Raw genomic sequence first — 14,673 nt, 5'->3', positions numbered from 1 at the left:
TAAAACTTTTCATTCATCTTGGATTGCTACTTCGCAATTGAAAAGTAGCTACGAAAGCATTAGCTTGTTATGGAAATAATTGAATAGCTTTAATAACACCTTCCACAAATACTTCATCAGTCCATATCGTACGTATAATTAATCCCTTACCTGTAACTTCTAATTCGCCTTTACTCAGCGAAAGTCGTAATACATCCTCACTAAAATGAATAACTCCTCTATGGTTTTCAATATATAGTTGACGATCTCCGATCAAAGTCATTCTCGGCAATTCAAATACAACGTCCTCTGGCATATCTAGCATAGCCGCAGTTAATCTATGTAATTTCTTTTTAATTTGTCGCATTGATGAAGGTTCCCCTTTCTCAAACATCGATTTGTTACCTGCCAAGAGACACATCGGTACTATACCAAAATATGCAGCAATGACAGTAAATATGAAAAAATGAAATAGTTTCAAATTCAAAACCAAAAAAGCCCCAAACAATTCTCTTCATAGCGAAGAAAATTATTTGGAGCTTGAATGATAATTACCTATGGATTACACGTTTTCTATCTTCTGTATGGTCGTTTCGCTCTAGGAGCACCTAAAACCTCAGACCATAATACCGCTTTTCGCAGCTCATTAGCTTTTAGTACTGAGCTATGAAGTGTATTCTCACGACTAGCAAAGGGGTCCACAGCCTGCGATTCCCCACCCAATTCATTCTGAGCGAAGTAATCAAGCGACTGAGCGCCCTGTTGCGCCTGGCGCGTTGTAGCCACTTGCTGAAGTCGTTGCTGCTGTTCATAACGCATCCTTTGCTCTTCACGCAACTGATCCGCACGTTGCATTTGACGCTCCCTATGCATTTCCTCTTCTTGCAGTCGTTGTAATTCCGCTCTTCGTCGCTGCTCAAGGCTATTCTCATCGTCATATTGTTGGCGAGAATGATCATCTTCCTCGTCCTCATCATAGTCATGCTCACGCTGATCGCGATTCGTCTGATCCGTTCCACCACCAAAAGTAGGCATCGAGTTGCCCTTTTTGGTTTTCGATCCACCAAACATCTTAAAGATAAAAAAAACAACAGCTATTACAATATAAATATTATTTTGCACAAATTCAATAATCTTCAAGGCTAGCACCTCCTATCTGCCTCAACTATGTTACACATTTTGTGAACGTTTGAGATAAGAATTAGCCTTATTTATTTTTCGGATCAGTAGAATCACTAAGTGATGTACGCATAGATGTATCAGCTTCAATGTTTTTCAAATTCAAATAATCCATAACACCAATTTTTCCATTACGCAATGCTTCTGCCATCGCTAACGGTACTTGAGATTCAGATTCAACTACGCGAGCTTCCATCTCAACAACTTTAGCTTTGTTTTCTTGTTCTTGGGCAACAGCCATTGCACGACGTTCTTCAGCTTTTGCTTGAGCGATCTTTTTATCCGCTTCAGCTTGTTCCGTTTGAAGATGTGCACCAATATTTTTACCGACATCTACGTCTGCGATATCAATCGACAGAATTTCAAACGCCGTACCCGCATCAAGACCTTTTTCAAGAACGGTACGGGAAATCTTATCTGGGTTTTCTAGAACATCTTTATGTGAGGTTGAGCCCCCGACTGTGGAGACAATACCTTCACCAATACGAGCGATAATGGTATCTTCACCAGCACCACCGACTAAACGTTCAATGTTTGCACGAACAGTTACGCGCGCTCTAACTTTAACTTCGATACCGTCTTTCGCTACTGCTGAAACAATTGGAGTTTCAATAACTTTCGGGTTAACACTCATCTGTACTGCTTGTAGTACGTCACGACCAGCCAAATCAATAGCTGCTGCACGTTCAAATGGCAATGGGATATTTGCACGCTGTGCTGCAATCAATGCATTAACTACTCTGTCTACGTTACCACCTGCTAGAAAATGACTTTCCAGCTGATTGATTGATAAACCAAGTCCTGCTTTTGTAGCTTTAATTAATGGGTTTACGATACGACTAGGAACTACGCGACGTAATCTCATCGCAAATAGTGTAATAATTCCTACTTTAACGCCAGAAGCAAGTGCTGAAATCCACAGCATAATCGGGAAGAAACTTAATAACACACTTATTACAATAACTGCCAATATTACAAAAATCACTGCTACTAAACCTGGATCTAATCCAAATATCGCCATCAATCCTGAGTCTAAACCTAACATCCAATCATTCCTCTCAATTTGTAATCAACTTAAACGTTTTCCTTCACTTCTCTAACCACTACCCATGTACCTTCAGCCTTTATAACAACGACTGGTCGATTCAACTCTACGAATCCACCTTCAGTTACAACGTCAACGCGTTCATTGCCGATGAATGCTGCTCCTGCTGGTCGAAGTGGGGTTGCCGTAATGCCTTGTAATCCTAATAGTGAATCTTTCGAGTCTGCAGATATAAATCCTTCTTCTGTTGTAAGTTTCTCACGTAGAACGAATTTATTCCAAACCCCTCGACCTTTTTTCGTACGTGAAACAATAACGACTAAAATAATAGCAATCACTAATGCAATAACGATGGATGTAAGTCCAGACTTCCAATCCGGTGAAGCAAGTAATATGCCTGCGATAATAGCTCCTCCTCCCAATAATCCCAGTATACCAAAAGCCGGAACTATTAATTCTAAAATAACCAAAATAATACCAATAATAAAGAGTACGACTGTTTCCATTCCTGCAAATCCTGACACGAATGAACCAAAGAAGAATAAACCCATACTAATCGCTCCTAGAATACCAGGTAATCCAAAGCCAGGCACGAATAATTCAATGGCTAGACCGGCAAAACCTAATATTAATAATATCGTGGATACAATAGGATTAACAAGAAAACTCGCCACATTTTCAGCTGCACTCGGCGCCATCGTTATAATATCGCGACCGGCAAGGTCATGAAAACTCAGTACATCAGCAACATTCTCCGCATTGAAATCAGAATATCCAATTCGCAATGCTTCACTTGCTGATATTGCAATGACATCGCCTACAGACTTAACTTTTCCTAATGTGTCTGATAAATCGATTTCAAATCGAGGATCGACCATCGCTGCTGCAACTTTGACATCGCGACCATGAAGTCTTGCTGCTTCTTGCATCTGATCTACCCAGAAACTAATTGTTTTGGGATTATCGATTAATGCACCACTGCCATCGACAACTGCTGCTGAACCAATCGTACTTCCTGATTGCATCGCGATGTAATCAGCATTCAGCGCAATATAAGTACCGGCTGAAACTGCTTTCCCTTCGACAAATACAGTAATAGGAATTTGCTGCGCTCGTAATAACTCGCCTATTTCACTTGCGGAATCGACACGTCCCCCATATGTATTAAGGACGATAACGATATGACTCGCACGAGCTTCATCAGCATCGCTGAAAGCTCTTTCAAGAAAAGAAACCATACTTTGGTCTACTTTTCCTTTCAGAGGTATTTCATATACTGCTGGACCCGCGGATTTGACCTGCGCCTGAGCCACAGTTGGGACAATTAATCCCGCAACAAGTAATGTCGCAAATAAACATATAACAAAAACAGTAAGCAGTTCACGGAAGCGATGAGTAAAAAATTTGCTAGACATACTTTCCCTCCTCTTTTACCACTCTTCTATATACGTCTATCTTAGTTAAATGTTTCATCTATTATAACACATTGTTCATATAAAGTTGGCTTGTTATTACGAGTAAAAAAAACACCCCAAAAGGGGTGTTTTTGAGTCCGCACGTATTCTATTGCAGAAATTGTTGCACTGCATTATTTACTAGTCTACCGTCAGCGCGTCCTTTAGTTTTTGGCATAAGGGCGCCCATCACTTTTCCCATGTCGGCTTTCGAAGAAGCACCGAGTTCTTGGATGGTCTGCCTTACTATCTCTTGAATCTCTTCTTCAGTTAGCTGTTCGGGAAGGTATTTACTAATAATATCAATTTCTGTTGCAAGATTTACGACAAGGTCATCACGACCAGCTTTCTCAAATTCTTGGAGGGAATCTTTACGTTGTTTGATCTCACGACTCAATACATCAAGCACTTCACTATCGTCCAACGGACGTTTTAGATCAATCTCCAAGTTTTTAACAGATGCACGCATCATACGAATTGTACTGAGTCTCAACTTGTCCTGACTTTTCATTGCTTGTTTCATATCATCGATCAATCTATCGCTCAGGTTCATTATGGAAGGATCCTCCTAAAACTTTCTCTTGCGCGCAGCCTCAGACTTATTCTTACGCTTTACGCTTGGCTTTTCATAGTGCTTACGTTTCTTAACCTCTGCCAAGATACCATCTTTTGCAGTGGAACGCTTAAAGCGACGAAGCGCAGCATCAATAGTTTCGTTTTTACGAACTTTAATTTCAGACACCAGTTATCCCTCCCTCCGAAACAGACCGTCCAGAGTTTATTACACGGTTTATCAACCTTAATTATACGTTAAAAAACAAGGCTATGTCAACTTCTTAATCAGAACTTATTCTGCTAATAAAGGACCCATCATTTTTCCAGCTAATAGATGGAAATGTAAATGGTATACAACCTGCCCACCATCAGCGTTAACATTGTTAATTAGACGATATCCAGCCTCGGCATAACCTTCAGTTTCTGCAATATGACGAGCAGCTGCAAAAATCTCAGCAACAGCTAGATCATCCTCGCGCGAGACATCATTCATCGTAGCAATATGCTTCTTCGGAATGATTAAAATATGGGTAGGTGCTACCGGCGAAATGTCTCTGAACGCAAGTACATGCTCATTTTCATATACTTTAGTCGAAGGAATCGTACCTTCTATAATTTCACAAAATAAACAATCCATTGTTTTTCCCTCCTTATTGTCGGTTATCATTATGTAACCTATACATCTAGTTTAGTTGATTTTATTGTACTGCTTCAACATTGACATATTGCTCGATCGCCTGGACTTGCTCAATCCAATCAAAACCGTTAGCTAATCTGATCATCGCATTTTTGTTGCCTTCAACATTAAAGTTAAAGCTTTTTATAATTCGAAATAAAAGTTCAGATCCATCAATTATCGCATTCAATTCATCAAGCTCCGCTTGCGTAAGCTCACCTTCTTGATTCGAAATCGATCGTAGATGCTGTTCAGTTAATGTCATCCATTGAAGCTCCTCTGTAGCTTGAGCAGTAAAAGCAGCTTTTTCATAATCATGAGCAATTGCAATTAATTGAGACAGTTCTTGTTTCACTTCAACCACTAGCGGAATAGCATGTTCTGCCGTTAATCTTGCCAGCTTATAATCTTCTGATGAAAAATCTACAATGTCGTAATTGTACTGAAGCAGCAGTGTGTTTTTCTCATTGATCGTAGCTAAATGAGCAAAAATATGTTTGCCAGTTTCGACTTTTTGATCTTGACCATAACTCATATTTTTTGTTGCAAACAAAACAGTAAGCATTGCACAAACTACTAACAGAACTAACGTTACTGCCAATGCAATTGGCTTTTTCCCTGTTGGTTCAACCTGCTTTTCTGAAATCTGTTGACTCACTTTTTTCCCTCCGATTACTGTGAATACTTAATACTATAATTGTATAGCTTGGCCCCCGTCGAAGAAGAACAGATAAATCTCATCAACTTTACGATTCAAAATCATCTCTAAGCCACGAGCATACATTTCTAATTGGAAACGATGTACTTCTGCCTGCTCTGCCCAATTTCCATTAAATATGCGATCCGTCTTATAATCGACTAATACTAGACCACGTTCATCTTCAAATATACAGTCAATAATACCTTGGATAAATACTTTTTCGTTAACTATCGTTACATCCATATTACGATGAACTTCGTGTGCAGGCAACATAAAGCTGAATGGAAGCTCTCGTTTCAGCCAAGTAGCATGCTGCATACGATAGCCTAGCTCCGTTTGAAATAGCTCTGCAATTGCCTTTATGTTAATAACTTGAGCTTGGGTCATCGTAATAATTTGCAAATGTAACATTCGCTCTATACTTTGCTTAATTACTTGTTCATCTATATTCAATGTCAACGGAATATGCTGCATCATCAAATGATTGATTGAACCTTTTTCTGAAGCTGTAATCTTTTTGGCTTCCATAAAAGATGGTCGTTCAAGATGTAGTGTATACTCTTTTGCTATAGTAGCTCCAGTATGTTCTCCGGCACCATTTTCATTACTAGTTCCATCGCTAGTTCCATCTTTAACTATACCGTTACCTGCTTCATAGAACGTTTCCGCTTGCTCTGCAAAGGCAGCCTGAAGTCGCTTCATCTCTGTAATCGATGCCTTCGAGCCAATCGTCGTCGCCCCGATATAAGCATATTCTCGATCCAACTGAGCACGCAATTGCTGATCTTCAACAACATCATCTAACTGAGCTAACACTTGCAGGGCAGTCATTCTCTCTGTTCTTACAAGCTCATCATCTGAAGCTGTCTCAGCTTCAGCATCGTCCATTATAATAAGTGACTCAGCACCCACAATAGATACGATCCAGTCTAGAGGACTAACGACTGGCCCTTTCATTGGCTCGTCTGCGGATAATTGCAATTCTGATGCAACTAGCGGTGCAATCCAGTCTAAGTAGCAAGATGCGGCAGCAATACTAGATTGTTGTAATGTGCCGTCAGTAGCTAGTGATGAGCTCCATTTCGGTAGTTGCTTCGGTAATCTACCACTTGTCCCAAGCAAGTACAACTTTTCTTTCGGTCTCGTCAAAGCCACATACAATATGCGCATTTCTTCAGCTAACAATTCCATTTTCATTGAACGTCGAATCGCATAATAGGGCAATGATGGATAGCTAATGCGCATTGTAGAATCAACATATTTCGGACCGAAGCCTAATTCCTTATGGTAGAGAAATGAAGCATTCAAATCTTGTTCATTGAATTTTTTACCTAGACCTGCAACGAACACAATCGGAAATTCCAGTCCTTTGCTTGCATGTGTCGTCATAATCTTTACAACATCTTCTTGTTCACCAATTGCCAGTGCAGTACCAAGATCATTACCATTCGCACGCATCCGCTCAATGAATTTCAAGAAACGGAACAGCCCTCGGAATGAAGTAGCCTCATATTGGCGTGCTCTGTCATGTAGTGCTCGTAAATTCGCTTGCCGTTGCACTCCGGCTGGAAGACCGCCTACAAAATCATAGTATCCTGTTTCTTCATAGATCAACCAAAGCAGATCAGATAGCGAGCCCTCGCGTGCACGATTACGCCATTGCTCAAGCTTATGTAAGAAGAAAGACAACTTCTGACGACCTTCTAGTTCATAGTTATCACTTCCAGCTGCATGGATAATCGCGTCATAGAAATTCCGTTCCATGGAAAGAATTCGAATTTGCGATAATTGTTCAGCGGTTAGACTGAATAACGGTGAACGTAAAGTTGCTGCTAGTGGTATATCTTGATAGGGATTATCAATAACTTGTAAGCAAGATAACATCGTCTGTACTTCAATCGCTTCGAAATAGCCACTTCCAATACTAGAGTAGGCAGGTATCCCTGCTAATTGTAACTCTTCAAGAAAGACGGGCGCCCATGCTGAAGTGGCGCGCAATAGTATCACGGTATCGCGCCATTTCATAGGACGATAAGATGCTAATTTACTATCGAAAACCATACTTTGTTGTTCTCGCAGCGCTAATAATTGTTGCGCGATATAGCGTGCTTCTAGTTGTGCAACATTCAATTCTTCTACCTGCTCAGCAGTAGAACTATCCGATCGCTCATCTTGCTCACTCGATTGTTCCTCGGCAACACGCTCTCCACGATCAATGATTGTAAGCTGAACTTTGCATTGCTCCATTGATATTGGAGCTTCATAATAAGTAGCACCGTGCACAAGCTCTGCACGATGATCATATTCCATCTCAGCTACTTTTTCTTTCATTATCGCTCGAAATACTTCGTTCACTGCATCAACAACTTGTGAGCGACTACGGAAATTACGAGCAAGATCAATGCGTTTTCCACCCTCAGTAGTAGAGGCTGATTCCGCGCTATACTTCTTATATTTCTCTAGAAACAACTTAGGCTCTGCCAAGCGAAAACGATATATACTTTGCTTCACATCGCCAACCATAAAGCGATTTCCTATGTGCTGATTAGCAATTAGTCGTACAATGGTTTCCTGTACCATATTCGTATCTTGATATTCGTCCAACAATATCTCATCAAATTGCTGCTGATAATCCTTTGCCGCTTCTGATGGAATGAGACGTTCTGAAGTTGACGCTTTATCTAATAAAATAGCTAGACTGTAATGCTCTAGATCACCAAAATCAAGCAATCCTTTTGCACGTTTCGTCGCTTCAAATGCCGAACTAAAGTCATGAATGAGCGCTACCAATGCTTTCATTAGCGGAGCAAGCTCCGTTAACTCTTCTAGAAATTGCTCTGCGCTTCTTCCAAAGTAATCGCTGGCAATCGATTGAACTGTATCTTTCCCTTGCTCACGATAATTTTTGGCGCGATCTTGCAAATCTTTATCATGATCTTTCCCGCGCAACGGTGCTAATTTTGCAAATTGAACGTTAGCGAATAGATCAGCCCATTCTCGCCAAGGCAGCTGTTGCAATTGATGTTGCAATGCTGTGATCACTTCAATATCAGCTTCGAAAGTTGAGGCATACGCATACGGACCTGCTGGTAGCTTTGTTAATGATAGTGCTTGCTCGAAAGCACTTATCGCTCCTTCAAGCTTCAAATGCACATCATCCGTAATTTGTTGCACCCATACACTTTGTTCTAGCTCATCGATACTCGAAATGTGATAAGGCTTAAGTGTATCGTTAAGCCACTGAGCTGGCCACGGATGCGATCGCGAGAATAGATAAAGCCGTTCCACAAGCTGAAATAGTGGATCATCACCTTTCTCTCCACCATAGCTATTAACTAGCCTAAGAAAATCTCCACCTCCCGCTCCATCCACATCACTATAACGCTGCTCAAATAGCTCATTCATCACATCAGCACGAATTAATTCAATTTCCGTCTCGTTGGCAATCCGAAAGCCGGGATCAAGATCAATCAATGAATAATATTTGCGAATCACTTCCATACAAAAGGAATGGAGCGTTGTAATGGACGATTTCCCCATCAATGCCAGCTGCTTGCGCAAATGATCAGAATCGGGTTCTTCCTCCAATTTCTTCTCCAATGCAATTTTCAGACGATCTTTCATCTCTGCTGCTGCCGCGTGAGTAAACGTAGCAACAAGTAAGCGATCGACGTCAGTGTTGGAAGCGACTTTTCGAATAATCCGCTCCACTAATACGGCTGTTTTTCCAGAACCTGCCGCCGCAGCTACTAATATATTAGATCCATCAGACACGATCGCTTCATACTGTTCATCTGTCCAGCGAGGTGCATTCGCCGATGATTGTCCACTCATTACAGTCACTCCCCTAACTCACGCCAAATCTCATCCTCAGACGTTTTAGCTAATTTACGATGATGATTTCCTTCAATCATTGGATCAAACTGACATACTGCTTTATAGTCGCAAAATTGACAAGGTGTTCGATCTCCTAATTGATAAGGCTCAATAGAAACGACGCCAGCTTGAATGTCTTGTCCAATATTCTTGATCTTCCCTTTCACAAATCCACGTAACGTATCCCATTGATCATGACTAACAACCGATGCACTACTATAGAAGCTATCATCCTTCTTCACCGCAACAGGAAGAATTTGCGAATAACCTGTTTCTAGCTCACTATCCATCATGCGTACAACGGTTGTATCAGCAGTCAATAAACCCTTCATCTTATAGCGCTTCAACATAAGCTCATTTGCTTCATCACTGCTAATTCTATTTTTCACTTGTAGTAGTGGATTATGAACATGGAAATATAGAACTCCGGCTGGTGATACTTTCTGCTTCAGCCATCCTTCACCATGCGTCATCAATACATCAAGATAAGTTAACATTTGCAGGGATAAACCGTGAACGACTTCATCTAGCTTCAACGATTGACTGCTAGATTTATAATCTAATACACGCAGCAAAAGTCCTTGATCACTCTGCGCGGCATCTATTCTGTCAATGCGACCGACAATTTCTAATACATTGCCGTTATCAAGCTTTATTTGCAAGGAAGGCATGCTACCATTTGGTCCAAAATCAACTTCCGTACCTACAGGGTTAAATTCTGCGCGTCCCGCATGTTCGCCAAGCATAATCGCAGCTTGCATCACAATTTCTTTCAATTTACGTGCGATATATCGGAATCGCTCACTACTTAATAATATTTGCGATTGCAGTCTAGGTACTAGCTGATCAACGATAAGACTAACTTCTTGCTTCACCTTATCTTGAGACATTCTACCCCAGCTACTACCGAGTTGATTGGCAAGTTTACCGAGCGCAGCATGGAATAATTGCCCCATATCAGGCGCCTCTAGCCGATACTGCTTCCGTTCCTTGAGACGTAGTCCATAGATCGAGAAATGCTGAAATGGACATGAGACGAAGCGTTCTACGCGCGACACACTCATTCGCATTTGTGCACCATATAACCCTCTAGCCGTTTCTATTTGCAGGGGCAATTCAATGTTTTGGAACTGTAGCGAACGAAGCAACGCTACTAATTTGGGAGCATATTGTGGTCGTATCGCATACCAATTATACAAATCCCACCATAGTTGAGGGAGCTTTTTCCCTTGTTTCCATTCACGCAGCATCACGATTAGATATGTCATTGCCGCATCTGGATGAGCTAGAAAGGCAAGTTGGTCTTGCTCACTCATCGTCAAATGAGGTTCAATTGCAATATGCTGAACATGTACCATCGGAAACTGATAACGCATTTGGCGAATAATTTCTGAAGGTAGAATACTTTTCCCCTCTTCGTCTGCTAGCGGATAACTTATCCATAACTTAGAGGAGGCTCTCGTTAATATTTGATAGATCAAGAAGCGTTCATCAAGCAATTTACGGCGAGAACTAGGTGCCATAGCAAGTCCATCTGTAGCTAATTGCTCACGGTCTGCCTCAGATAATAAGCCATCTTCTTGCATCCTCATCGGCAATACACCATCTGATGCTCCGATAATGTAGCATGCCTTCACATTCGATAGACGAGTTCTCTCCATCGTGCCAATCACAACTTGATCCATTGCTGGCGGTATAGATGCTAACTGTAGACTATCTAATCCAGCTTGAATCATTCCGGCAAATAATTCCGTTGAAACTTGTTCGTCACCTGCTAGCTCTACGAGTTCATCTAATAGCCCCATCACATTACCCCAAAGCTGGCGATGTGTACGAGCCATCATCAAATTGCCACGTTCATGCTCTGCATCACTCCAACGCTCTAACCGCTGCGCGACTTGTGCATAATCAAGTAATTCATATAACGCCTGACACATTTGCCGCACATTACTTGCTTGTGCCAGCTTCTCGGCTAACTGCTCAAGTGGAGGCATAATACATCCTCTAGCAGCTATTGAAATATCTAATTCACGTTGCGCTTTATCTGATATATGATAAGCCGTCTCTTCTTCTTCATCGAGTGATACGGTGGCTAACGCCTTCCAGTAGTTCGTATCATTCCATTTCCAGCCATTAATACCGGAAGCGAGTACATAATTTTCTAATATATCAAACCATTCACGAGGGATCGATTCATCTTGTGGAAATAACATTTCCGTCTTAATACAACGGAACATCGCATCATATTGCCAACCATGAACGATGTTTTCCAAAGCAGATGAAATAAATTCAACAAACGGATGATATAATGTTTTCTGCTTCTGATCCATAAAGAATGGAATTTGGTAACGACGGAAAACAAGTTCAATATAATCACTATAGCCTTCTAGATTCCGTACTAATACGGCCATATCGCGCCAACGATAACCATGTTCATGGACTTGAATTAATAGTTGACGAGCGATCTCTTCAATTTCAGTACGTCGATTGGCCGAGGCTGCTAATTGAATAGCTATACCTTCATTCTGCTGCGTTTCCGATGGTTGGTATACTTTGCGAGTACCGTAACTTTTCTCGAGAAAAGCAAGTGACTCTACATTTCCAAATCTAGAAGCTGAAGTAGGTTCTAGAATGATCGACTCTTCAACTTCAACCCCATACTGCTCGGCTAATTGCGTAATCCTTTGATAAGTCTCCGCAGTTTGATGGAATAAATTCAATTCATCAATTGGTTCATCAACGCCATACTCACGATCAAGTGTCAATGCGATCGTCATATGGGCACTATTAGCCATTAGCGCGCCAAGCGCTTCATATTCCGTTGGCGTTAGACCATGGAAGCCATCTACCCATACACGGCAGCCCTTGAGCGAGCTAGCATGTGGTAATCCTTGAACCATAAACGATAAGTAATCTTCAGAATCCACATACTTTTGCAGAAGCTCTTGCTCCATATGCGCATAAAGCAAGCCCATATCATGTAGTTTTTTCTGCAGCAGCTGAGAGTAATCAGATTGATCAGTCTGAATTAATTGCTGCACTTGCTCCGCTGAAACGCCATACCGCTTCCACTCTGTAATCATATTAACTAGCCGCTCAATAAAGCCCGCTTGATCTTCGCTGTTTTTGAATAATTGCAGCTCAGAGGCATAGCGATTAACAAGTTTGTATAGAAGCATATGCTTACCCGTCTCTGTAATCGGAACAAGTGCAGTACCACCCGTTTCCTGCATCACTCGAAACGCAAGTCTGCGAAAGCTAAGTGCCTGCGCTCGCAGCATCCCTTGAGGTTCACCTTGATCAATTAATTCATATTCCATTTGGAATGAAGCTTGCTCTGGCGTAAGTAAAATGAGGGGAGAACCGAGTGGGTCGCTCTTTAATTCATTTCTTATTTGTTCTAGGCAGTAATGTGTTTTACCGCTTCCTGCACGGCCTAATACGAATCTAATAGACATTCTCTCTCCCCCTCCCTATATAGGTAGTTCAAAAAGCGGATTTTGATAACGATGCGTATTCTGACGTAGCATACTCAGCATCGCAGGTGAAGCGCACTTGGAAAGTACGGCATAAGCTTCCGATGTATGTTTCTTGCAGAAACATTGTAGGTTCGCGTGTACCAAACATGTACACTTGCGCTTCCGCCTTTCTCAAGTAGCGCTTCACCTGCTCGATTCTGAAAGCCCACTTTTTGAACCTTCATTTGAAGCTTCGGGCGTGGCCGCTTGTGTACTCGTACCGTATACGTTGCTGGGTTTCATTATCTCATCTTTTTGAACCTTTATATTAATTACGTTTTGAAGTTACTTCAAATATTGCAAACTTCAAGTAATGACTTTCAGTTACGCCTAAAATTTGTGGGTGATCCTTGCCTGCTGCACGCCATTCTACGAGGCGCAGTACTTTACCAGCATCTTTGGCCGCTTCTTGAATCGCTTCAAGGAACAATTCGGGTCGCATATGGTATGAACAGCTTGCTGTTACAAGATAGCCACCTTCATTCACAAGCTTAAGTCCTTGTAGGTTAATATCTTTGTAGCCACGCTTTGCTCCTTCAACTGCAGAACGAGTTTTTGCAAATGCTGGCGGATCAAGAATAACTACATCCCATGAACGTCCTTCATTTTCCAGCTTTTTCGATGTATCAACACCGCCGTTAGCACGCTGTTTGCGATCATCTAACCCTTTAACTTGTGTACGTAAATATTCAAATGCATCGGCAACTACGAATTCTACACGATCAGTAAAACCATTACGTTCAACATTACGCTTTGCCGTATCAATCGCATGTGCGGATACATCTAAGCAAGTGACTTGTTTGGCACCATATTTGCAAGCATGCAATGTGAAGCTTCCTGTATGCGCAAAGCATTCTAATACGGTTGCACCATCCCAATAGGGGAATGTAACTTCTTTTCCATTGCGATTAACTGGTGCAGTACGACCATCCTCAAGCGTTGAGAGCGCAATTCCACTACGATCTCCCCAGCCTTTCATTAACGGCTCAAGTGATGCACGATTTTCACGTTGATCGAAGAAATAGCCGGTTTTCTGACCTTGAACGATATCGACTTCCATCAATAAACCATTTTCACTAATTTCAACAATCGAAGGACATTCACCATAAATAACACCTGTGCGCTCTTCTAATCCTTCAAGCTTACGAACACTTACATCGCTACGCTCATAAATGCCCTTTGGTTGAAACACTTCAATCAGAGCTGCGATCAGTGCTTCCTTATGCTTTTCCATACCTAAAGACAAAATTTGTAATACTAATACATTTTCGAAACGGTCGACGATAAGACCTGGTAAGAAATCAGCCTCGCCATATACTAACCGACAATCTTGATCCTTCACAAAACGAGCACGGTGTACTTTACAACGAGTAAGTCGTTCTACAAAAAAGGCTTGATCCATTGTCTCAATAGATTCATAGGAAACGATACGTACTGTAATTTGTGAAGCAGGGTTCCAATATCCTGTCGCCAAATATTTCCCATTATGGGCAACGACATCTACCAAGCTACCAGGTTCAAGACCTTCCTGATCTACTTGTTCAATTTCACTTGCATATACCCAAGGATGAGCTTCTTCTATTCTCTTTTTACGTGCTTTAATTAATTTCACAATTGCATTTGCCATTGTATATGTTCCTCTCGTGTTTACAAATTGTTATTAATGCTGCATTTTGCTTTTATCTCAACCT

The 14,673-nt window shown here is 41.4% G+C and carries 12 protein-coding genes; all 12 read right to left on the bottom strand.

From position 1 onward, the window contains the following. Positions 1-67 precede the first annotated feature (67 nt). Positions 68-346, bottom strand: coding sequence for a sporulation protein YqfC (gene yqfC / locus AC1TPB_RS01235; RefSeq protein WP_482074825.1), 279 nt, complete (start codon positions 344-346; stop codon positions 68-70). Between the two features lie 206 nt (positions 347-552). Beyond that, positions 553-1,119, bottom strand: coding sequence for a hypothetical protein (locus AC1TPB_RS01230; RefSeq protein ID WP_482074824.1), 567 nt, complete (start codon positions 1,117-1,119; stop codon positions 553-555). Positions 1,120-1,186: 67 nt separating this feature from the next. Beyond that, positions 1,187-2,179, bottom strand: coding sequence for a flotillin-like protein FloA (floA, locus tag AC1TPB_RS01225; RefSeq protein WP_482075074.1), 993 nt, complete (start codon positions 2,177-2,179; stop codon positions 1,187-1,189). A 53-nt stretch (positions 2,180-2,232) separates the two neighbouring features. Next, the gene (locus AC1TPB_RS01220; protein WP_482074823.1) at positions 2,233-3,618 is read right to left on the bottom strand and encodes an NfeD family protein; all 1,386 of its coding nucleotides are present in this window, start codon (positions 3,616-3,618) and stop codon (positions 2,233-2,235) included. Between the two features lie 148 nt (positions 3,619-3,766). Then, on the bottom strand, positions 3,767-4,210 hold the full coding sequence (locus AC1TPB_RS01215) for a GatB/YqeY domain-containing protein (protein WP_482063318.1): 444 nt from the start codon (positions 4,208-4,210) through the stop codon (positions 3,767-3,769). A gap of 15 nt (positions 4,211-4,225) precedes the next feature. Further along, entirely contained in the window at positions 4,226-4,399 is a 174-nt protein-coding gene (gene rpsU / locus AC1TPB_RS01210; RefSeq protein WP_482063317.1) for a 30S ribosomal protein S21, read from the bottom strand. A 105-nt stretch (positions 4,400-4,504) separates the two neighbouring features. After that, entirely contained in the window at positions 4,505-4,849 is a 345-nt protein-coding gene (locus AC1TPB_RS01205; protein ID WP_482074822.1) for a histidine triad nucleotide-binding protein, read from the bottom strand. Between the two features lie 61 nt (positions 4,850-4,910). Beyond that, positions 4,911-5,546, bottom strand: a complete 636-nt coding sequence (locus AC1TPB_RS01200; protein ID WP_482074821.1) for a hypothetical protein — start codon at positions 5,544-5,546, stop codon at positions 4,911-4,913. A 33-nt stretch (positions 5,547-5,579) separates the two neighbouring features. Then, a complete protein-coding gene (gene addA / locus AC1TPB_RS01195; RefSeq protein ID WP_482074820.1) occupies positions 5,580-9,422 on the bottom strand; it encodes a helicase-exonuclease AddAB subunit AddA in 3,843 nt (1,280 codons plus the stop codon). A 5-nt stretch (positions 9,423-9,427) separates the two neighbouring features. Beyond that, positions 9,428-12,922 carry a helicase-exonuclease AddAB subunit AddB gene (gene addB, locus AC1TPB_RS01190; protein ID WP_482074819.1) on the bottom strand — a complete coding sequence of 1,165 codons (3,495 nt, stop codon included), beginning with the start codon at positions 12,920-12,922 and terminating at the stop codon, positions 9,428-9,430. A 74-nt stretch (positions 12,923-12,996) separates the two neighbouring features. Further along, positions 12,997-13,167, bottom strand: coding sequence for a hypothetical protein (locus tag AC1TPB_RS01185; protein WP_482074818.1), 171 nt, complete (start codon positions 13,165-13,167; stop codon positions 12,997-12,999). Positions 13,168-13,250: 83 nt separating this feature from the next. Next, a complete protein-coding gene (locus tag AC1TPB_RS01180) occupies positions 13,251-14,609 on the bottom strand; it encodes a class I SAM-dependent rRNA methyltransferase (RefSeq protein WP_482074817.1) in 1,359 nt (452 codons plus the stop codon). Positions 14,610-14,673 lie beyond the last annotated feature (64 nt).

The sequence above is a fragment of the Paenibacillus sp. Y951 genome, assembly GCF_056786395.1.
Note: the sequence above shows the minus strand (reverse complement) of the source record. Positions and strands in the feature narration are given on the sequence as shown.